The sequence below is a fragment of the Mycobacterium sp. Root135 genome, from assembly GCF_001426545.1.
Lineage (GTDB): Bacteria > Actinomycetota > Actinomycetes > Mycobacteriales > Mycobacteriaceae > Mycobacterium.
Genome location: NZ_LMEZ01000007.1, coordinates 207720 through 228006, shown reverse-complemented (window position 1 = coordinate 228006; position 20287 = coordinate 207720). Strand labels below are relative to the sequence as shown.

The window sequence follows — 20287 nt, the reverse complement described above, 5'->3', positions numbered from 1 at the left end:
GCCGACCCGACTCCCGAGCACTGGAGGCCTCGATGCCCCGAGCGCTATCGCCGGGTTTCCGTCGACTCGGTGCCGCGGTCGCGGTGTGCACGATGCTGGTGGTCGGCTGTAGTCCCGCGTCGGACGCGCCTCCTTCGGCGGTTGACCCTGGGACGTCCGCCGCCGCACCGCCGATCGCTCAGCGCCCCACCACGGTCGGCATCGCGGACTCCGATCTGCTTGGGCTGCCCGAGGACCGGGTCGTGAAGGCCGTCGGGCTGATGAAGCAAATGGGCGTCACGACCGTCCGCCTGCTCATCCCGTGGGCGGCAATCCAGCGCACCCCGGATTCATACGATTGGACAATGGTCGACAAGACGGTGGACGCCGTTGTCGCGCAACGCATGTCGATCCTTGCCACGTTGAACTCGCCACCGCAATGGGCGGTGGTTCCCGGTCAACCGGCGATCACCGGACGGCCGGCGTCGCCCGCGGCGTTCGGGTCCTTCGCCGGAAGGGTCGCCGAGCACTTTCACGGCAAGGTGTCGGCATACGAGATCTGGAACGAGCCGAACGGGGCGGCGTTCTTCGCGCCCGCCCCCGACCCAGCTGGTTACACCGAGCTGCTCAAGGCCGCGTACCCGTCGATCAAGGCCGCCGACCCGTCCGCGGTGGTCGTCGCCGCGGGCCTTGGCTCCGTCGTGGACTACTCGACGCTCACCATGGATCCGGTGAATTTCGTCTCGACCATGTACGCGTCAGGGGCGAAGGACTTCTTCGACGCGTTGGCGTTCCACCCGTATCAGTACACGATGAAGTTCACCGAGAGCGCGCATCCCGACGCACCGATCAACCAGCTGAGCGGGATGCGTCAGCTGATGCTCGCCAACGGTGATGCGCAGAAGAAGATCTGGGCCACCGAATACGGCGAACCCTCCTCCGAGCTCGGCGAAGCAGCACAGGCGGAGTTTCTCGACGACATGCTCGGCAAGTGGCGCAACCTGCCCTACGCCGGTCCGGTCTACGTCTACACGATGCGGGACCGAAACTCTCAGAGCCGCGCGCCGGACGACACCCTCGGGATCTTCCGGTCCGACGGCACCGCCAAGCCGGCCGAACGCGTGGTGACGTCCTATTTCGGCATGCGAGGGTCTCGTCTCGACGGAGCTAGTCCAGCTCCGCGGTGACCTTTTCGGCCTCCCGCCGACGTACCTGCGCGGACGGGTCGGGATGGGCCACCTGGACCAGGGAACCGCCCGCCACCAACACCGCGAGCACGTGGTCGACGACGGCGTCGACGGTGTCCCACGGTGCCGAGGACAGCACCCTGCTGGCCGAATCCAGACCACGCGCGGCGGCCGACGTGGTTGCCGCCGAGAGGACTTCGGCGGTGGACAGTCCGTTCAGCGCCGGTCCGGGTTGGCGCTCCTGGGTGATCTGGTCGCCGTGCGCGCGGACCGACGTCGCGTAGTCGGTGATGCCGAAGGGGACGTCGGGCACCGGTTTGCCGAATGCGTCCAGGGAGAACACGACCACGTCGCCCATCGGCCCGACGGCGGCGTCCGCCTCGTCCAGGCGGTCGACCGTGCAGCACGCGACGTCACAACCGTCTTGTCCGAGAACGACTTCCGCGCCGATGAACCAGATGCCGAGTAGCACGCCGAGCGTCTGCCAGTGGGCGGGCAACTGGACCGCCACCCGGCTCCCCGGCCCGGCGCCGAGTTCGTCGCGCAGGAGGTTGCCCGTCTTGGCCGCCCAGTTGGCCAGGGTCACCGTCGACAGTTCGATGCGCTCACCGGTCGCGTCGTCGTAGTAGGTGATGCGGGGTGCGGAGGGAAGGGCCAGTAGCGGATCCAGTACCGCCGAGCCAAGATTCGTCAGCTCACACACTCCGGTCCATCGGAGCCCGCGGTGATGATGGGCGGCGCGGGCAGGGGCACGTCGGTGGACGAGACGGCGGCCGGGTCGACCGCATCGGTGGAATCTCCGCTGGAGACCTCGTTGCCGAGGCCCGATCCGGGGCCGGTGTAGTCGCTGGCGAGCACCACCTTGACCGAACCGGGAGCCATCGACGGATCCTCGACGACGGGGAGGTTGCCCAGTTCCTTCGAGACCGCTTGCGCGCCAATGTCGTCGATCTTGGCGGCGCGAATCTGGCTGCTCGCCACGCGTTCGGCTTCGTTGTTGCCGACGTTGCCCTCGACGAAACCCTTGGCGGTGAGCACCTCCGACACCGAGGCGGCCAAACCGTTGATGTCCGAGTCGTTCACCACGTCCGCGGTGGTCTTGCTCGGCGAGTACGCGAGCACTTCGGTCTTGCCCTCGTCCTGGTCGTGCAACAGGCCCGAGACGAAGTCCTGGACCTGGGTGGGGTCCACCCGCACGACGCTCTGCATGCCGTCGTCGCTCCACCCGTCCTCCTGCAGAACGGGAATGGTGGCGAAGGCGACATTGCCGCCTGCCAGCTTCTGCATCTGGGTGACGAAGTCCATGATGTCCCACCCGGCGGACAGCACCACCGAGCGCTGCACGGCGTCCTGCAGCCGGTTGAGGGTCGCGGGGCTCGACAGCGTCTTGCTGGAGATGACCTGGTGGGCCAATGCGGCCATCACGGCCTGCTGGCGCGTCACCCGGTCGAGGTCACCCCGCGGCAGGTCGTGGCGCTGCCGGACGAAGCTCAGCGCCTGCGGGCCGTCCAACTTCTGTGGTCCTGCAGGGAAGTCGGCGCCCGAGAGCGGTTCGTAGACGGGGTCCTTGAGGCATACGTCGACGCCGCCGAGTGCGTCGGTGATCAGCGCGAAGCCGAGCAGTCCGATCTCGGCGTAGTGGTCGACGGTCACGCCGGTGAGTTTTCCCACGGTGGAGATCAAGGCCTCGCGCGCGGCTTCGGTCGCCTTCGGCTCGGCAACGGCGGCGTCTTCGCCCTGCTGTTCGACGAGCTCCTTCATCTTCTCCAGCTTCACCTGGCCGAAGACGCCGTTGATCTTCGTCTTGCCGAGGTCTCCTGGCGCCTCCACGTAGGAGTCGCGCGGGATCGAGATCGCGGTCGCGGACCGGCCGTTGTTCGGGATGCGGACGAGGATGATCGTGTCGGTGTTGGTCGAGACGTCGTCGCCGGCGCGCAGCGTGGCGAGTTCGTCGGCCGACAGGGGGTTTCCGTGCGCATCGGTCCTGCTGTCCATGCCGACGAGCAGGATGTCGATGGCGCCGTCCTCGCCGCCACCACCCAGTGACGCCGCCGTCACGTGGTTGATGCCGTTCTCGAAGGACCGGATCTTGCCCCACGCCACCCCGGTGCCGATGACGATCACCGCTGCCGCGACTACGGCAACGATGCGGGATAGGCGACCTGGCATCAGCCCAGGCTACTGGCGAGTTGCCCGAAAGCGGGGTAACGCGGGTCCGCGTGCCAGACTCTGCAGACATGTCTGAGCGTTTGGTGATCACTGGTGCGAGCGGTCTCGTCGGGCGGGCACTGGCTGCCGAGGCGCGACGGCGGGGGCAACGGGTGCTGGCGTTGAGCTCGGCCGAATGCGACATCACCGACCCTGCCGCCCCGGAACGACACTTCGCCCCCGGCGACGTGGTGGTCAACTGTGCCGCCTTCACCAAGGTGGACCAGGCCGAGGCCGACGAGGCGAGGGCCCGCGCCGTCAACGCCGCCGGTGCCGAGAACGTCGCACACGCCTGCGCCAGGGCCGGGGCCGAACTCGTCCACGTCTCGACCGACTACGTGTTCAGCGGCGACTTCGGAGGGGGTCGGCCACGCCCGTATGAGATCGGTGACGAGACCGGCCCGACGAGCGTGTACGGCCGCACGAAGCTCGAAGGCGAATTCGAGGTGCTGTCCGCGATGCCCAACGCGCACGTCGTCCGCACCGCCTGGATCTATGCGGGCAGCGAGAACGGAAGCGACTTCGTCTCCGGCATGCGGAGATTGGCCGCAGGAGGCGAAACCGTCGAGGTCGTGGCCGACCAGATCGGGTCGCCGACCTACGTCGGGGACCTAGTGGGCGCACTGCTCCAGGTGGCAGCGGGAGGGATCGAGGAATCGGTGCTCCACGCCGCCAACGACGGCGCGGTCAGCCGGTTCGACCAGGCCCGCGCGGTGTTCGAACTGGTGGGCGCCGACCCGGAGCGGGTCAGGCCGGTCGGAACGGACCGGCATCCCCGCCCCGCCCCGCGGCCGATCTACTCGGCGCTGGGGTCCGAGCAATCCGCGGTCGCCGGCCTGACCCCGTTGCGCCCATGGCGTGACGCGCTCGCCGACGCCCTGTCGGACGGCCCGCTACCCTCTACGCCGTGACTCCGAGCTTGATCGTGGTGACGGTGACCTACTCACCGGGCCCTCACCTCGACCGGTTCCTCGCCTCGCTCGGCCATGCCACGGAGCGGCCGGTGACGGTGGTGATGGCCGACAACGGGTCCGACGACGGCGTCCCCGAGGAGGCGCTCGAGCGATACCCGAACGCCCGGCTCCTGCGCACCGGCGCAAATCTGGGGTACGGCTCGGCGGTCAACCGGGCGGTGCAGACGTACGTCGCGGACGGCACCGAAGACGGTTCGGCGGAGAGCGATGCCGAGTTCTTCATCGTGGCCAACCCCGACGTGGTGTGGGGCCCCGGCAGCATCGACGTCCTCCTGGAGGCGGCGCAGCGGTGGCCGCGGGCGGGCTCGCTCGGGCCACTGATCCGGGATCCCGACGGTTCGGTTTACCCGTCGGCCCGGCACCAGCCGAGTCTGGTCCGCGGTGGCATGCACGCCGTCGTCGGTCCGGTGTGGAAGTCGAACCCGTGGACGGCCGCATATCGGCAGGAGCGGTTGGAGCCCAGCGAACGTCCCGTCGGCTGGTTGTCCGGCTCGTGTCTGCTGTTGCGCAGAGAGGCCTATGACGCGATCGCCGGGTTCGACGAGCGCTATTTCATGTACATGGAAGACGTTGACCTCGGAGATCGTCTCGCCGCGGCGGGTTGGCAGAACGTATACGTGCCGTCGGCAGAGGTGCTCCACGACAAGGGGCACTCGACGGGCCGCGACCCGGCCCGCAACTTGGCGGCCCACCACACCAGCACCTACACTTTCCTGGCCGACCGACATCCTCACCGGTGGCAGGCTCCGCTTCGATGGGCCATCAGGTCGGCCCTCGCAGCTCGGGCCGCGCTGGTGGTCGGCAATTCTCGGCGGAGCACCAGAAGACGATGAAGAGATGGGGCTGGCGATGGGAAGTTCGGTCAATCCGGCAGAGGTCGACGCCGTCGTGCTCGTCGGCGGGCAGGGCACGCGCCTCCGTCCGCTGACGCTGTCCGCCCCGAAGCCGATGCTGCCAACGGCGGGGCTTCCGTTCCTGACTCACCTGTTGTCGCGGATCGCGGCGGCGGGCATCCAGCACGTCGTGCTGGGAACGTCGTACAAGGCCGAGGTGTTCGAGGCCGAGTTCGGTGACGGGTCCAAGCTCGGTCTGCAGATCGACTACGTGGTCGAGGACGAGCCGCGCGGCACGGGCGGCGGCATCGCGAACGTAGCGTCGAAGCTGCGGTACGACACCGCCCTGGTGTTCAACGGCGACGTGCTCTCCGGTGCCGACCTCAACGCCCTGCTCGACAGTCACCACGACCGCGACGCAGACCTGACGTTGCACCTCGTCCGGGTCGGTGACCCCCGCGCATTTGGTTGTGTGCCAACCGATTCCGAGGGTGTTGTCACCGCGTTCCTCGAAAAGACCCAGGATCCGCCGACCGACCAGATCAACGCCGGCTGCTACGTGTTCAAGCGTGAGGTCATCGACCGGATCCCGAAGGGGCGCGCGGTCTCGGTGGAGCGCGAGGTGTTCCCGGCCCTGCTGTCCGACGGGCTCAAGGTGTGCGGTTACGTCGACGCCACCTACTGGCGTGACATGGGTACGCCGGACGACTTCGTGCGCGGTTCGGCCGACCTGGTCCGTGGCATTGCGCCGTCACCCGCGCTCAACGGTCACCGCGGTGAGGAGCTCGTCCACGACGGTGCCTCCGTGGCGCCGGGCGCCCTTTTGATCGGCGGAACGGTCGTCGGCCGGGGCGCCGAGATCGGTCCAGGTGCACGACTCGACGGCGCGGTGATATTCGACGGAGCGAAGATCGAGGCCGGTTCGGTCATCGAGCGTTCCATCATCGGTTTCGGGGCACGGATCGGCCCGCGGGCGTTGATCCGCGACGGCGTCATCGGCGACGGAGCTGACATCGGCGCGCGGTGTGAACTGCTCCGCGGGGCCAGGGTGTGGCCGGGGGTCCGGATCCCCGACGGCGGCATCCGCTACTCGACGGACGTCTGAGACGCCGCTCGCGCCAGTTGCCGCAGGCCGAAGTCGGACCCGTCCGGCAGGGCGTCGAGCGGCCACCAGCGAAGGTCGAGCGACTCGTCGCTGATGGCGATGTGTGCGTCCGCGGGTGCATGGGCCACGAACTGTAGGTCGAGGTGGTGTGTCGGCACCCCCAGCGAACAGGTGAGTGCGTGCACATGCAGGGCGACGGGTAGGTCGCCGACGGTCAGTCCGTCGATCCCGGACTCCTCCGTGGCTTCGCGTGCCGCAGCGGCGGTGACGTCGGGGTCGGACTCCTCGCAGTGACCGCCAAGCTGGACCCAGCGGCCGATCCGCGGATGCAGGGTCAGCAGCGCGTGGGTGCGCGTGTGGTCGAGCACCAGGGTCGAGGCGGTGACGTGGCCTGGGGCACATGACCTCCTGCAGGCGTCGTCCCTGGCGAGGACGAAGGCGAGCACCGCATGGCGCAGCGAATCCTGCGCGGGATCGCCGGGCTGCCAGCGGGTCAGCGCGTCGACGACGGATGCGTGCAGGCTCATCGGGTCCGCCTGCTCTTCGCGCAAGCGCTCATCGGAGGGTCAGCAGGCCGTCGGTCGGCACGGGATCGCGCGGGGCAGGGGGCTCCTCGGGGTGGCCGATTGCGATGGCGCCCAACGGTTGCCAGTCCGAGGGCAGGTCCAGCACGTCGCGCGCCAACTCCGCGGCGAAGATCGTCGACCCGATCCAGCAACTTCCTACGTCACGGACGGCGAGCGCGACCAGGAGCGCCTGTACGGCCGCGCCGGCGGCGACGGTGAACATCGTGGTCTCGGCGGCCGTCCTGGTGGCGTCTGGGTAGGCGTGGGCCCCGTCGGGCACCATGAACGGGATCACCAGCTCCGGTGCGTCGTAGAGGATCTGGCCGCGGCTGACGCGTCGCTCGACGGAGTCGGGGGATCGGCCGTCGCCGAGGAGATCGGCGCGCCACCGGTCGGACATCGCATCCAGCAGGCGTTGGCGCACCTCGGGGTCGCGGACCCACACGAAGCGGACGGGGCGGGTGTGATGGGGGGCCGGCGCGGTAAGTGCCTCGGCCACAGCCGCTTCGACCACTGCCGGGTCGACGGGCTCGGCGGTGAAGGAGCGAACGGATCGGCGGAGCAGCTGTGCTTGCCGCCGTCCCATCGCGATCGCTTCTTCCGTGCCGAGCCAGAACAGGTCCTCTTCGCCGGCTCGGACGAGGGTGTGGCCGTTGGAGCCGTCGTCGCGCAGCGTCAGCCCGCGCACGACCGCCACCGGGATGCCGGTCAGCTTGCCCTTCACCAGATCCGCTGCCGCGGCGATCTCGTCGGCGACCGCGACCTCGGTGACCACTAGTTCGTTGCCGTGGTCGTCGTGTGCGCCGCCGTACCCGTGCAGCACGGCCAGGCCCGCGGCTCCGATGGCTGCGTCGGTCTGGCCGTTGCGCCAGGCACGCCCCATCGTGTCGGTGACGACGACGCCGACGGTGACGCCGAGCATCGTGGCGAGTCGATCTCGGAGTCGTGCGGCGCTTCCGTCGGGATCGACTGGCAGCAGTGCCAATTCGGCGGTGTCGATGTTGGATCCGTCGACCCCGGCTGCGGCCTGGATGAGTCCGATCGCGTTTTCGGTGATCAGCGTTCGTCCCTTGCGGGCCAGCACCCGGACGGCTTCGGAGTCGACGAGCCTGCGGCGCAGGGCGTCTCGTTCCTCGGGATCCGTCGGTGCCGAGACGATGCGTCCTTCGCTCTTGGAGAGCACCTTGCTGGTGACCACGACGACGTCGTCGTCGCGTAGCCACGGGGCGGCCGCGGCGATCGCGGCGGCCACGTCGTCACCGGGCCGGAACTCGGGGAGGCCGGGCACGGGCAGGATCTCGACGGCGGCGGCTGCCCCGTGCTCGGTGGTTCGATTCGAGTCCGTCACGAGACCGTCTCGAGACCCGCGAGTTCGATTCCGTGGCGCACCATTTCGGCGGTTGCCCTCGGGTCGGTCATCAGCAGCGGGACGGAGCGGACGGCGACGCCGTCGACGACTGCGGTGTCACCGTCGTCGACGAGCCAACCGTCGAGGAGGCCCGTTCCGGATCGCGCTCCGAAGTGTGCGCCGACGGCCTGCGACGAGGTCTCGACACCTATGACGGTGAGGCACTCGTCGGCCATACCGCGCAATGCTCGGCCCGCCACGATGGGGGAGTAGCCGATCACCGGTGCGGCGGTCGACCGAAGTGCGCCACGGATTCCCGGGACCGCGAGAATTGCGCCGACACTGACGACCGGATTCGACGGGGCGAGGAACACGACGTCTGCCTCGGCGATGGCCTCCAGGACGCCGGGTGCCGCCGTTGCCTTGTCGGCGCCGACGAATGCGAAGTCGTGGGTGGGGATTTGGGCGCGGTAGCGGACCCACCACTCTTGGAAGTGGATGGCGCGCCGAGAGCCTTCCTCGGCTTCAGGCTCGGGATCGGTGACGACGACATGGGTTTCGCTGCGGTCGTCGGTGGCCGGAATCAGCAGGGCTCCCGGCTTCCACCGCGCGCACAGCGCCTCGGTGACTTGCGACAGCGGGTAACCGGCTCTGAGCATCTGGCTGCGGACCAGGTGGGTGGCGAGGTCGCGGTCGCCGAGTCCGAACCAGTCGGGCTGTACGCCGTAGGCGGCGAGTTCCTCCTTGGCGTGCCAAGTTTCGTTGGCGTGGCCCCATCCCCGCTCGGGGTCTATACCTCCACCTAACGTGTACATGCAGGTGTCGAGGTCGGGGCAAATGCGCACACCGTGCATCCATGCGTCGTCGCCCACGTTGACGATCGCGGTGAGATCATGCTCACCGGAGGGCCCCGTTGCGGTACCGGCGAATTGGCCGAGACCTAGGTACTGCTGGACGCCGAGCAGAAAGCGCGCGCCGCCGACGCCGCCCACCAGAACAGTGACTTTCACATCGATCGACACTAGGCGCTTCGGAGCGGACGTGGTCCACCGGACTTTCATTTAGGCGCCGACTTGGTCACTTTCGCGACACGCCAGGTATCCGACGCGCCGACATTTGATCACGGGATGGTATGAAATCTGCCCCCTGCGCTTGACCCTCGCAGCTAACGCGTGTCTAATCACATCAGTGTCATTTCCCGGTTGGCTTCCGGTTCCAGTGTCGCAGACCGAGATTCGATCACTTGTTCGAATTACTGGGGCCACTAGGGTGCGTGGTGGGGATGAAGCAGGGAATTTCTAAGACAGGTGAGGAGGCGGAAGATGTCTTATGAGCACGTTGATTTCGATCGTGTCATCCGATTCGACAATCGGATGCTCGGCTCAGTAGGCAACGAACCGCATACCAATACCGGGCCGGCGCAGGGTGGGGTGACCGGCCGTCCGCAGTTGAGTGTCGTGCCCGATCAGGCAGGCGTCTTCGGCGATCAGGAACTCGACGACGAGCAATGGCAGGAACGCGCGCTGTGTGCGCAGACTGACCCCGAGGCATTCTTCCCCGAGAAGGGTGGCTCGACGCGCGAGGCGAAGCGGATCTGCCTCGGCTGCGAGGTGAAGGACCGGTGCCTCGACTACGCCCTGGCCCACGACGAGCGCTTCGGAATCTGGGGCGGTCTGTCGGAGCGTGAGCGTCGGCGCCTCAAGCGCGGCATCATCTGATTCAGCTCTGACGCCTGGTGGGTCAGTCGTCTTCGATCGTCGGGTCGATGACGGAAGGTTCCACGCCGAGATATGTGGCCACTTGGGCCACCAGGACGTCATGGAGCAGGTCAGACAAGTCGAGGGTGTCCTTGGCTCGTCGTTCAATGGGCTTGCGGAACAACACGATTCGTGCGCGAGTGCTGTTTCCTCGCACGTCCACCCCGGCCGGTATCAGCCGCGCGAGGGCGATCGGTCCGTCGGCGATCACCTCGGGCGGCCACTGGATGTTGTCGGGGTCCTTGGGTGAGAGTCGCGGAATCTCGTCGACTGCGACGTCGAGCCCGGACAGCCTGTCCTGCCATTGCCGTTCGATCGGTTCGTAGGCCTCGAGCACGGCCATGTCGAATCGTTCGGCTCGGCTGCGCCACCCGGGCACCGTGGGAGGAAGTAGTGGACCGCGCATCTCTCGGCGTCCGCGATGGGCACGTGCGGGCTGCCGGTCGACCATGCGGCGATCGTAACGGTTGGAGATCGACGCGTTGCGAACTGCGCGTGTCGCCTACCCGAGGCGTCACCGCGCGATAGCCTCGTGTCCGTGAACGTTCCCCGTCGCTGCTGCAGGCCCGGGTGCCCGCACTACGCCGTGGCGACGCTGACCTTCGTCTACAGGGACTCGACTGCCGTCGTAGGACCGCTCGCCACCGCCTCCGAACCCCATTCCTGGGATTTGTGCGTGATCCATGCCGGACGGATCACCGCGCCGCGCGGTTGGGAGTTGGTCAGACACGCGGGTCCGCTGCCGTCGCACTCCGACGACGACGACCTGGTGGCGCTCGCCGACGCAGTGCGGGAAGGGCTCCCCGCGGTGTCGTCCGCACCCGCCGGGTTCTCCGACCCGGGGACCGGTGTGCGCGGAGGCGCGCTGATGGCGCCCCCGGTGCAACGCGCCGAACAGAACGGCCGTCGGCGTGGCCACCTGCGCGTCTTGCCGGACCCCCTGGACTGAACGAGTCCGTCGTGACGCTCGCCTCCGAATGATGTGCGCGAGCGCCGATGACCGTCGGCGGGACGGAAGCTCAGCCGATAGGCTTGTGCCAAGTGTTCCCTGTGCGAGGAGATCAATGTCGAGGCCTGCTGCGGCTGTCAACCGCGTCATCAAGGCGTATGACGTCCGTGGACTGGTCGGCGAAGAGATCGACGAACAGTTCGTTACCGAGGTCGGCGGAGCGTTCGCCAGGCTGGTCCGCGACGAGGGCGCAGTCCGGGTCACGATCGGTTACGACATGCGCGACAGCTCCCCGTCTCTGGCGGCGGCGTTCGCCGACGGCGTCGTGGCGCAGGGTCTGGACGTCACCAGAATCGGATTGGCGTCGACCGACCAGCTGTACTTCGCGTCGGGTCTTCTCGACTGCCCAGGCGCGATGTTCACCGCGAGCCACAATCCGGCGGCGTACAACGGGATCAAACTGTGTCGAGCCGGCGCCAAACCCGTCGGCAAGGACAGCGGACTGACCACGATCAGCGACGAGGTCATCGCCGGCGTGCCCACCTTCGACGGCGCACCAGGAACCGTCGACGACCGCGACGTGCTCGCCGACTACGGGGACTTCCTGAGATCTCTGGTGGACATCTCCGCGCTGCGACCGCTGCGGGTTGCCGTCGATGCGGGCAACGGCATGGGTGGCCACACCACGCCTGCCGTGCTGGGGCCGCTGACGCCTATCACGCTGTTGCCGTTGTTCTTCGAACTCGACGGCACGTTTCCCAATCACGAGGCCAACCCGCTCGACCCGGCCAACCTCGTCGACCTGCAGCGCCACGTCGTCGACTCCAAAGCCGACATCGGGCTCGCCTTCGACGGCGACGCCGACCGCTGTTTCGTCGTCGACGAACGCGGCCGTCCGGTGTCGCCGTCGGCGGTCACCGCGCTGGTGGCAGGCCGCGAACTCGGGCGTGAGATCGGCGCCACCGTCATCCACAATCTGATTACGTCGCGGGCCGTGCCCGAACTCATCGTGGAGCGAGGCGGCACCGCCCTGCGCTCACGGGTCGGGCACTCCTACATCAAGGCGTTGATGGCCGAATCGGGTGCGATCTTCGGCGGCGAACATTCGGCGCACTACTACTTTCGCGACTTCTGGGGTGCCGACTCCGGAATGCTCGCCGCGCTCCACGTGCTCGCCGCGCTCGGTGAGCAGGACCGGCCACTGTCGGAGATGATGGCCGACTACCAGCGGTACGAGGAGTCGGGCGAGGTCAACTTCACCGTGGCCGACGCCCCGGCGTGCGTCGACGCGGTGCTCAAGTCCTTCGGCAGCCGCATTCAGGCACTCGACCACCTCGACGGCGTCACGGTCGACCTCGGCGACGGCACCTGGTTCAACCTGCGCACCTCCAACACCGAGCCGTTGCTACGGCTCAACGTGGAGGCGCGGACTTCCGAAGACGTCGCGGCGCTCGTCGACGACATCGGCGCCCAAATCGCCGCCCAGACAACCGAAGGCGGGACCACGAGGTGAGCGCTCCGCACGCGACCATCGACCTCGACGACGTCGAGGGCCTGCTGGCGGCTGACCGAGAGGGTTTGCTGCGTGCGGCGTCGATGGCGGGTGCACAGATGCGGGCCACCGCCGCCGCACTCGAGGAGGGCGCCCTGGCGTCGCTCCACGGGGATCACCCACCGCGCACCGTGATCTGGGTGGCCACCCGGGGCGCCGCCGAGGGTGCTGGCGCGATGCTCGCCGCCGCATTCGGTGGATCGACCGGGGCGCCGATCGTGGTGGCGTCCGAGGTGCCACCGTGGATCGGTGCGCTCGACGTCATGATCGTCGCCGGTGACGACGCCGCCGATCCGGTGCTGGTGGCCACGGCCGCCAGCGGAATCCGTCGTGGCGCAAGAGTTGTCGTGGCCGCACCCGACGAAGGTCCGCTCCGCGAGGTGGCGGCGGGCAAGGCGGTGGTGTTGGCGCCACGGCTTCTGGTGTCCGACGAGTTCGCGCTGGTCCGCTATCTCGCCGTCGGCCTGGCCGTCCTGCACGTCGTGCTTCCGGGGATGAGCGTCGACCTCGCCGAGGTGGCCGACGCGCTGGACGCCGAGACCCTGCGCAACAGCGCCGGCCGCGACCTGTTCACCAACCCGGCCAAGTCCCTGGCTGAGCGGATGTCGGACCGCGACGTCGTCCTGGCCGGTGGCAACGCGGCGAGCGTGGCGCTCGCCAGGCATGCCGCGTCGATCTTGCTTCGCGTCGCCCAACGGCCAGCGGCCGCGGTCGGCCTTGCCGACGTCATGACTGCGCTGCGCCGTGGATTGTCGAGCGGCTCAACCAACTACGAGTCGTCGATCTTCCACGACGACGAGATCGACGGTCCGCAGGCCAAGCGGGTGCGAGCCATGGTGTTCGCCACCGACGAAGAACGACCTGCGATGGTTGCGGCACTCAGTGGTTATGACGACGTCGACGTGGTCAGCGCCGACGACGTCGGTGAGGACGTGGTGTCCCGTCCGAGTGGACGCCGTGAGCAGCAACTCGTGATCTTGGCCGTGCGCTTCGAGATGGCCGCGGTGTACCTGCGATTGGTCCGAGGTTAGCCAGTGGACGTGTTACGCGGTGCGCTGCGCACCTACGCATGGGGCTCCCACACTGCCATCGCCGAATTCACCGGAAGGCGCAGCCCCACACCGCATCCCGAGGCCGAACTCTGGTTGGGTGCCCACCCCGGCGACCCCGCCCGGCTCGAAGGCGACGGCGGCGAGCGGTCGCTGCTCGACACCATCACCGCTGATCCCGAGGGCCAATTGGGAGCCGCCACCCGAGAGAGGTTCGGCGACGCGCTGCCGTTCCTCGCCAAGGTGCTCGCAGCCGAGGAGCCTCTGTCACTGCAGGCGCACCCCAGTGCCGAGCAGGCAATGGAGGGCTTCGCCCGCGAGGATCGCCTCCACATCCCGATCTCGGCACCCATCAGGAACTACCGCGACCGGAGCCACAAGCCCGAGCTGCTGGTCGCCCTCGGTCCCTTCGAGGCGCTGGCGGGATTCCGTCCGGTCGCACGCAGCATCGAGCTGCTGCGCGCGCTGACGGTGGCGGACCTCGACCCCTTCGTCAACCTGCTCTCCGGGCAGGCCGACGCCGACGGTTTGCGCGCACTGTTCACGACCTGGATCACCGCACCGCAGGCCGACCTCGACGTGCTGGTGCCGCTGGTGTTGGACGGCGCCGTCACCTATCTACGTTCGGGCGCAACGGAATTCGCCAATGAGGCGAAGACCGCACTGCAGCTGGGTGAGCTGTACCCTGGCGACGCCGGCGTGTTGGCCGCCCTGCTGCTCAACCGGATCAGCCTCGCGGCGGGGGAGGGCATTTACTTGCCCGCCGGCAATCTTCACGCCTACCTGCACGGCGTCGGCTTCGAAGTGATGGCGAACTCCGACAATGTGCTGCGCGGTGGTTTGACTCCCAAGCACGTCGACGTGCCCGAGTTGCTTCGCGTCCTCGACTTCACCCCGACCGACGAATCCCTGCTGCGGCCGCGGTCCACGCGCGAGGGAATCGAGATCGTCTACGACACGCCGGCACCCGAGTTCGCGGTCTCGTTGCTGCGCCTCGACGGCGCCGACCTCGGCCACGAGATCGACGCACCCTCGCGTCACGACGGCCCTCAAGTGTTGTTGTGCACCGAGGGCTCGGTGCAGGTGCACGGGAAGTCGAGTGTGCTGACCCTCGACCGTGGCGCCGCCGCTTGGGTGGCCGCCGACGACGGACCCATCCGTCTGGTGGCCGACCAGCCGTCGGCGTTGTTCCGTGCCACCGTGGGCATCTGAGAAGAGTTCGACGATGTCGGCATCGGGAAGTAAGCGCGCGATCGTCGCCGCACTGCTCGCCAACGCGGGCATCGCGGCGGCCAAGTTCATCGGGTTCGTGATCACGGGCAGCTCGTCAATGCTTGCGGAGGCCGTGCACTCCGTCGCCGACACGTCCAACCAAGGTCTGTTGCTGTGGGGACAGCGGGAGGCGGCCAAGAAGCCCGACGCGTTGCACCAGTTCGGGTACGGCCGAAGCCGCTACTTCTACTCGTTCGTGGTGGCGCTGGTGTTGTTCTCCCTCGGTGCCGCCTTCGCCATGTACGAGGGATACGAGAAGATCGTCGACCCCCACGAGCTGACGTCACCGGTGGTGGCCATAGCCATTCTGGGCGTTGCAATCTGCTTGGAGTCCTACAGCTTTCGGACGGCGATGGTGGAGTCGCGGCCGCTCAAGGGGACCGGCAGTTGGTGGCGTTTCATCCGGAGCTCGCGCAACCCCGAGTTGCCCGTCGTGCTCTTGGAGGACACCGGCGCGCTCATCGGTCTCGCGTTCGCCCTGGCCGGCGTCGGTCTGACGGTCCTCACCGGCAACCCGGTCTGGGACGGCGTCGGCACGCTCTGCATCGGTGGGCTGCTGGCGGTGATCGCCGTCATCCTGATGGTCGAGATGCACAGCGCTCTCATCGGTGAGGGCGCCACGCCTCGGGAGGACGAGGCGATCAGATCCGCGCTGGAGCAGACCGCCCACGTCGACCGCGTGATTCATTTGCGGACGCAGTACATGGGTCCGGACGACATGCTGGTCGGTGCGAAGATCTCGCTCGCTCCGAAGACCGACCTGGCCACCGTGGCCGCGACCATCGACGCCGCCGAGGCGGCGATCCGCGCCGCGGTACCCGCGGCAACGGTCATCTACTTGGAGCCGGATCTCGATCGCGCACTGAGGAATTAGCCCGCTTGGTCCGGACGTATGTCTTGGCCCGGCCGTACTTCTCGGACAGCAGCAAGCCCATGTTGTGCCGCACCGTCCGGCCCAGCGTCGTGGCATCCGGCACCATGTACAGACTGTCAAGCAGGCTGAACCGTCGTAGGAACCACTCGGCAAGGTCGGCGTCCGTCTCCGCCGCGCCGAGGAACTGTTCGAAGAGATTGCCGACCGTCATGTACCACCACGGCGCGTCGTCGGCGGTGGCGTTGTGCATCGTGACGTCGCCGATGGCGTTCATCGTCCACACCGGCCAAGTGGTCTTCTTCGTCGCACGCGACAGCTCACCAGCGATGTCGGTCGTCCCGGACTGCAACACCGACCGCAGGTTGGCCGCCTGAATCGACGTCATCGTCATGCCCTGGCCGTAGGTCGGGTTGAAACTGACCACGGCATCGCCGAAGGGGATGACCCCGGTGGGGAAGCGGTCCATCTGGTCGTAGCGGCGCCACTTACTTGCGGGATACTTGTGAAAGGCCATGGCGCCCACGGGTTCCCCCGCGCGGAGCGCCCCGCTGAGGTGGGGCGGCAGCAGAGCGTCGGCCACGTCGCAAATCTCGGCGAAGCTCTGCGGCGGAGGCACCCTTCCGGTGCCGAACGACGTCGCACTCCACAGTCCGTCCTCGTACAGCAGCATGCCGAGGCCGACGGGTTGCTCGCGGGATGCGCCGGCGACCACCACCTTCTCCACGATGGCGTCGGCGGGGATGCGGACCCTATGCGTCGCATAGTCGATGCCGACGTCGACCTTGTCCTCCGTCGGCCGTCCGAAGCCCCACTGTTCCAGCCAAGCCGGCAACCGGGTGCCACGGCCGGTGGCGTCGACCACCAGGTCGGCGGCGACCGCGCTGGCTGGGTCGCCCGCGTCGAGGAGGACGCCCTTGACGCGTCGTTCGTTGGCGTCGTATCGCAACTCGGCGACGCTGGCGTGCACCAGGTCGACGTTCGGGATGGCCAGCGCGCGTTGGCGGATCTGCCATTCCAAGTGGGGTCGGCTCGGCACGTAGGCGGTGAATTCCCGCTTGAGCGTGGTGTTGGTGCCCAGCACGTGCCCGGCGGCGCCGAAGTGAATGCAGTCTGGCCGGTTCTCCAGTTTCGGGACGCCCGCGGCCACCATGTCGTCGAGCAGACCGGGAAACAGTCCTTCGAATTCCGCCGCTCCGCGGGCCATCAGCAGATGCACGTGTCGACCCTGCGGCACTGCGGTGCGGTTGTCGGGCTGGCCGGGAAGTGCGTCGCGTTCGTAGATCGTGACGCGGTCGTAGAAGTCCGACAGCACCCTGGCCGCGCAGAGCCCGGCGAGACTTCCGCCGATGACTATTGCGTGATTGCCCATTCGTTGGACGGTAGTGGGTATGTTCCCGGTCACACCAACTGAAAAGGATGAATAAATATGACGGATCGGTGGCGTATCAAATCGGTCGAGCAGTCGATCGCCGACACCGACGAGCCGGACACGCGTCTTCGAAAGGACTTGACCTGGCGTGATCTGACCGTCTTCGGCGTCTCGGTCGTCATCGGCGCGGGCATCTTCACCATCACCGCGTCCACGGCGGGCGACCTGACCGGCCCGGCCATCTCGGTGTCGTTCGTCATCGCCGCCGTCACCTGCGGTCTGGCGGCGCTGTGCTACGCCGAGTTCGCCTCGACGGTTCCCGTGGCGGGAAGCGCATACACCTTCTCCTACGCCACCTTTGGCGAGTTCACGGCGTGGATCATCGGATGGGACCTGATTCTGGAGTTCGCAGTGGCGGGGGCCGTGGTGGCCAAGGGGTGGTCGTCGTATCTGGGCACCGTGTTCGGTTTCTCCGGCGGCACCGTCGACCTCGGTCCCGTCACGTTGGACTGGGGCGCCCTGCTGATCATCGGCGTGATCTGCCTGTTGTTGGCGCGGGGAACGAAGCTGTCGTCCAACGTCAGCGCCGTCATCACCGCGGTGAAGGTGGCCGTCGTGCTGTTGGTCATCGTCGTCGGTGCGTTCTACGTCAAGGCGGCCAACTACTCGCCGTACGTGCCGCCCGCCGAGTCCGGCGGGGAGACCGGGTCTGGGATCGACCAGTCGGTGTTCTCGCTGATCACCGGCGCCGAGGGCAGCACCTACGGCTGGTACGGCTTGCTGGCGGGCGCCTCGATCGTGTTCTTCGCTTTCATCGGTTTCGACATCGTGGCCACCACGGCGGAGGAGACCAAGAATCCGCAGCGCGACGTGCCGCGCGGCATCCTCTATTCGTTGGGGATCGTGACGACGCTGTACGTCGCGGTGACGGTGGTGCTGTCGGGAATGGTGTCCTACACCGACCTCAAGACGGGCCCCGACGGGCAGGCCAACCTGGCGTCCGCCTTCTCCGCCAACGGCGTCGACTGGGCGGCCACCGTGATTTCGATCGGCGCCTTGGCCGGCTTGACCACGGTGGTGATGGTGCTGCTGCTCGGCCAGATCAGGGTGCTGTTCGCGATGTCGCGCGACGGGCTGCTGCCGCGGCAACTCGCCAAGACCGGTTCTCGGGGAACGCCGGTGCGCATCACGGTGCTCGTCGGGGTCGTCGTCGCGCTCGCTGCTTCGGTGTTCCCGATCGACCGTCTGGAGGAGATGGTCAACGTCGGAACGCTCTTTGCGTTCGTGCTGGTGTCGGCAGGGGTGATCGTGCTGCGCAAGAAGAGACCGGACCTCGAGCGCGGCTTCCGGGCGCCGCTGGTGCCCCTGTTGCCGATCGTGTCGATCGTGGCGTGCGTGTGGCTGATGTTGAACCTCACGGGGTTGACGTGGATCCGCTTCGGCATCTGGATGGTCGTCGGTGTGGCGGTGTACCTGCTCTACGGCCGCCGCAAGTCGGTTCTCGGTCAACGCGAAGCCGCTGAGGTGTAGCCCCCGCGTCTTTACAAACAATGCCTTCATGTCTAGACGCCAGACAAATAGGCGGTTATAGTCAACCGCAGCTGGTGATGGCACTCACATGGAGGTGAAGCGGTGACGACACACGTGGAATCCGCGGACGGCACGGTTCCGGTCGATCGATGGCGGGACAAGAAGCGGTATCTGTGGCTGATGGGGCTGATCGTGCCGACCGCGGTGTTGGTGATGCTGCCGGTGGTGTGGGCGCTCAACCACCTTGGCTGGCACGCCGCCGCGCAGGTGCCCTTCTGGATCGGCCCGATCCTGGTCTACGTCGTCCTGCCCCTGCTGGATCGGCGCTACGGCCCCGACGGAGAGAACCCTCCGGACGCGGTGATGGAGCGGTTGGAGAACGACAAGTACTACCGCTACTGCACCTACAGCTTCATCCCCTTCCAGTACCTGACCGTGGTCCTCGGGGCCTATCTGTTCACGGCGTCCGACCTCGGATGGCTCGGCATCGACGGATCGTTGGGATGGCCGGCCAAGATCGGGCTGGCGCTGTCAGTCGGAATGATGGGCGGCGTCGGCATCAACACCGCGCACGAATTGGGGCACAAGAAGGACACTCTCGAACGCTGGCTGAGCAAGATCACCCTGGCGCAGACGTGCTACGGCCACTTCTTCATCGAGCACAACCGAGGCCACCACGTACGCGTCGCGACACCGGAGGACCCCGCGTCGGCCCGATTCGGCGAGACGTTCTGGGAGTTCTTGCCGCGCAGTGTGTGGGGAAGCCTGACGTCGTCGTGGAAGCTCGAGGCGGCGCGGTTGCGTCGACTCGACAAGAGTCCCTGGCACCCGTCCAACGACGTCCTGAACGCCTGGGCGATGTCGGTGGTGCTCTACGGCGCGCTGATCGCGTACTTCGGCGTCGCACTCATTCCCTACGTCGTGATCTCGGCTGTGTTCGGCTTCGCGTTGTTGGAGACCGTCAACTACCTCGAGCACTACGGGCTGCTCCGGCAGAAGGTTGATGAGCCGCTTGCGCGAAGAGAAGGTAGGCCCGCCAGCGGACGCTACGAACGGTGCGGGCCCGAACACAGTTGGAACTCAGACCATTTGGTGACCAACCTGTTCCTCTACCACCTGCAGCGGCACAGCGACCACCACGCCAACCCGACCCGCCGCTACCAGACCCTGCGCAGCATGGACGGCGCGCCGAACCTGCCAAGCGGCTACGCCTCGATGATCGGACTGACCTACTTTCCGCCGCTGTGGCGCAAGGTGATGGACCACCGCGTGCTGGCGCACTACGACGGCGACATCAGTCGGGTCAACATCCATCCCCGGGTGCGCGACAAGGTGATGGCCAAGTATGGGACCGCCCAATGAGCGCCTACCGTTGCCCCGGCTGCGATTACGTCTACGACGAAGTGAAAGGTGCTCCCCGCGAAGGCTTTCCGCCGGGGACGTCGTGGAGTGACGTGCCCGACGACTGGTGCTGCCCGGACTGTGCGGTTCGGGAGAAGATCGACTTCGAAGAACTGGGAGTGACGACATGAATTACAAGCTGTTCGTCTGCGTGCAGTGCGGTTTCGAATACGACGAGGAGAAGGGGTGGCCCGAGGACGGCATCGCCCCGGGCACCCGTTGGGACGACATCCCCGAGGACTGGAGTTGCCCGGACTGCGGCGCGGCGAAGTCGGACTTCGAGATGGTCGAGGTTGCACGGGGTTGACCGCCCCTCGAACCGATAGTCTCGCGC

Annotated in this window: 21 protein-coding genes; 14 read left to right on the top strand and 7 right to left on the bottom strand. The window is 67.5% G+C overall.

Annotation, left to right across the window (positions count from 1 at the left end):
• The first annotated feature begins 32 nt into the window (after nucleotides 1-32).
• Nucleotides 33-1166 (top strand): cellulase family glycosylhydrolase, encoded by a 1134-nt coding sequence (locus ASD37_RS21325; protein ID WP_082570317.1) that lies wholly within the window; start codon nucleotides 33-35, stop codon nucleotides 1164-1166.
• On the opposite strand, the gene ASD37_RS21320 is transcribed toward ASD37_RS21325, so the two are convergent.
• Both ASD37_RS21320 and ASD37_RS21315 read right to left on the bottom strand, forming a co-directional pair.
• Nucleotides 1147-1860 (bottom strand): TIGR03089 family protein, encoded by a 714-nt coding sequence (locus tag ASD37_RS21320; protein WP_370073083.1) that lies wholly within the window; start codon nucleotides 1858-1860, stop codon nucleotides 1147-1149. The two genes, ASD37_RS21325 and ASD37_RS21320, sit on opposite strands and share 20 nt — an antisense overlap.
• Complete coding sequence (locus ASD37_RS21315; RefSeq protein ID WP_056556102.1) at nucleotides 1857-3335, bottom strand: LCP family protein; 1479 nt, start codon at nucleotides 3333-3335, stop codon at nucleotides 1857-1859. The genes ASD37_RS21320 and ASD37_RS21315 overlap by 4 nt, the downstream gene beginning before the upstream one ends.
• Before the next feature lie 68 nt (nucleotides 3336-3403).
• Between ASD37_RS21315 and rfbD the strand changes: the two genes are divergently transcribed.
• Genes rfbD through ASD37_RS21300 form a run of 3 tightly spaced genes read left to right on the top strand, consistent with a single transcriptional unit; the run spans nucleotide 3404 to nucleotide 6286 of the window.
• Nucleotides 3404-4285, top strand: a complete 882-nt coding sequence (gene rfbD, locus ASD37_RS21310) for a dTDP-4-dehydrorhamnose reductase (RefSeq protein WP_056556098.1) — start codon at nucleotides 3404-3406, stop codon at nucleotides 4283-4285.
• Nucleotides 4282-5181 (top strand): glycosyltransferase family 2 protein, encoded by a 900-nt coding sequence (locus tag ASD37_RS21305; RefSeq protein ID WP_056556095.1) that lies wholly within the window; start codon nucleotides 4282-4284, stop codon nucleotides 5179-5181. Before rfbD ends, ASD37_RS21305 begins: the two co-directional genes overlap by 4 nt.
• Nucleotides 5182-5197: 16 nt before the next feature.
• Complete coding sequence (locus ASD37_RS21300; RefSeq protein ID WP_056557460.1) at nucleotides 5198-6286, top strand: sugar phosphate nucleotidyltransferase; 1089 nt, start codon at nucleotides 5198-5200, stop codon at nucleotides 6284-6286.
• On the opposite strand, the gene ASD37_RS21295 is transcribed toward ASD37_RS21300, so the two are convergent.
• Genes ASD37_RS21295 through cofD form a run of 3 tightly spaced genes read right to left on the bottom strand, consistent with a single transcriptional unit; the run spans nucleotide 6268 to nucleotide 9210 of the window.
• Complete coding sequence (locus tag ASD37_RS21295) at nucleotides 6268-6813, bottom strand: NUDIX domain-containing protein (protein ID WP_056557458.1); 546 nt, start codon at nucleotides 6811-6813, stop codon at nucleotides 6268-6270. The two genes, ASD37_RS21300 and ASD37_RS21295, sit on opposite strands and share 19 nt — an antisense overlap.
• Before the next feature lie 28 nt (nucleotides 6814-6841).
• Nucleotides 6842-8200 (bottom strand): coenzyme F420-0:L-glutamate ligase, encoded by a 1359-nt coding sequence (locus ASD37_RS21290; protein ID WP_056556092.1) that lies wholly within the window; start codon nucleotides 8198-8200, stop codon nucleotides 6842-6844.
• Nucleotides 8197-9210: a 2-phospho-L-lactate transferase gene (gene cofD, locus ASD37_RS21285; RefSeq protein ID WP_056556088.1), complete on the bottom strand. Its 1014-nt coding sequence runs from the start codon at nucleotides 9208-9210 to the stop codon at nucleotides 8197-8199. Before cofD ends, ASD37_RS21290 begins: the two co-directional genes overlap by 4 nt.
• Before the next feature lie 438 nt (nucleotides 9211-9648).
• Here cofD and ASD37_RS21280 point away from each other — a divergent pair, with 438 nt between their 5' ends.
• Entirely contained in the window at nucleotides 9649-9918 is a 270-nt protein-coding gene (locus ASD37_RS21280) for a WhiB family transcriptional regulator (protein WP_200959973.1), read from the top strand.
• Between the two features lie 22 nt (nucleotides 9919-9940).
• On the opposite strand, the gene ASD37_RS21275 is transcribed toward ASD37_RS21280, so the two are convergent.
• The gene (locus ASD37_RS21275; RefSeq protein WP_056557456.1) at nucleotides 9941-10363 is read right to left on the bottom strand and encodes a metallopeptidase family protein; all 423 of its coding nucleotides are present in this window, start codon (nucleotides 10361-10363) and stop codon (nucleotides 9941-9943) included.
• Nucleotides 10364-10495: 132 nt separating this feature from the next.
• Here ASD37_RS21275 and ASD37_RS21270 point away from each other — a divergent pair, with 132 nt between their 5' ends.
• From ASD37_RS21270 to ASD37_RS21250, 5 genes are all read left to right on the top strand, one after another.
• On the top strand, nucleotides 10496-10906 hold the full coding sequence (locus tag ASD37_RS21270) for a DUF3499 domain-containing protein (protein ID WP_056557454.1): 411 nt from the start codon (nucleotides 10496-10498) through the stop codon (nucleotides 10904-10906).
• A gap of 115 nt (nucleotides 10907-11021) precedes the next feature.
• Complete coding sequence (locus ASD37_RS21265) at nucleotides 11022-12419, top strand: phosphomannomutase/phosphoglucomutase (protein ID WP_056556083.1); 1398 nt, start codon at nucleotides 11022-11024, stop codon at nucleotides 12417-12419.
• Nucleotides 12416-13489, top strand: a complete 1074-nt coding sequence (locus ASD37_RS21260; protein ID WP_056556080.1) for a hypothetical protein — start codon at nucleotides 12416-12418, stop codon at nucleotides 13487-13489. The genes ASD37_RS21265 and ASD37_RS21260 overlap by 4 nt, the downstream gene beginning before the upstream one ends.
• A 3-nt stretch (nucleotides 13490-13492) precedes the next feature.
• A complete protein-coding gene (gene manA / locus ASD37_RS21255) occupies nucleotides 13493-14719 on the top strand; it encodes a mannose-6-phosphate isomerase, class I (RefSeq protein ID WP_056556077.1) in 1227 nt (408 codons plus the stop codon).
• 13 nt (nucleotides 14720-14732) lie between these two features.
• Entirely contained in the window at nucleotides 14733-15653 is a 921-nt protein-coding gene (locus ASD37_RS21250; RefSeq protein ID WP_056556074.1) for a cation diffusion facilitator family transporter, read from the top strand.
• Here the strand turns inward: ASD37_RS21250 and ASD37_RS21245 are convergent.
• Nucleotides 15610-17022, bottom strand: a complete 1413-nt coding sequence (locus tag ASD37_RS21245) for an NAD(P)/FAD-dependent oxidoreductase (RefSeq protein ID WP_082570316.1) — start codon at nucleotides 17020-17022, stop codon at nucleotides 15610-15612. The two genes, ASD37_RS21250 and ASD37_RS21245, sit on opposite strands and share 44 nt — an antisense overlap.
• A gap of 57 nt (nucleotides 17023-17079) precedes the next feature.
• Between ASD37_RS21245 and ASD37_RS21240 the strand changes: the two genes are divergently transcribed.
• The 4 genes from ASD37_RS21240 (at nucleotide 17080) to ASD37_RS21230 (ending at nucleotide 20260) form a co-directional block, all read left to right on the top strand.
• Entirely contained in the window at nucleotides 17080-18552 is a 1473-nt protein-coding gene (locus ASD37_RS21240; protein WP_056556071.1) for an APC family permease, read from the top strand.
• Nucleotides 18553-18654: 102 nt separating this feature from the next.
• The gene (locus tag ASD37_RS21235; protein WP_235568495.1) at nucleotides 18655-19914 is read left to right on the top strand and encodes an alkane 1-monooxygenase; all 1260 of its coding nucleotides are present in this window, start codon (nucleotides 18655-18657) and stop codon (nucleotides 19912-19914) included.
• Nucleotides 19911-20084, top strand: a complete 174-nt coding sequence (locus ASD37_RS31115; RefSeq protein WP_082570315.1) for a rubredoxin — start codon at nucleotides 19911-19913, stop codon at nucleotides 20082-20084. The genes ASD37_RS21235 and ASD37_RS31115 overlap by 4 nt, the downstream gene beginning before the upstream one ends.
• Nucleotides 20081-20260, top strand: coding sequence for a rubredoxin (locus ASD37_RS21230; RefSeq protein ID WP_056556065.1), 180 nt, complete (start codon nucleotides 20081-20083; stop codon nucleotides 20258-20260). Before ASD37_RS31115 ends, ASD37_RS21230 begins: the two co-directional genes overlap by 4 nt.
• Nucleotides 20261-20287 lie beyond the last annotated feature (27 nt).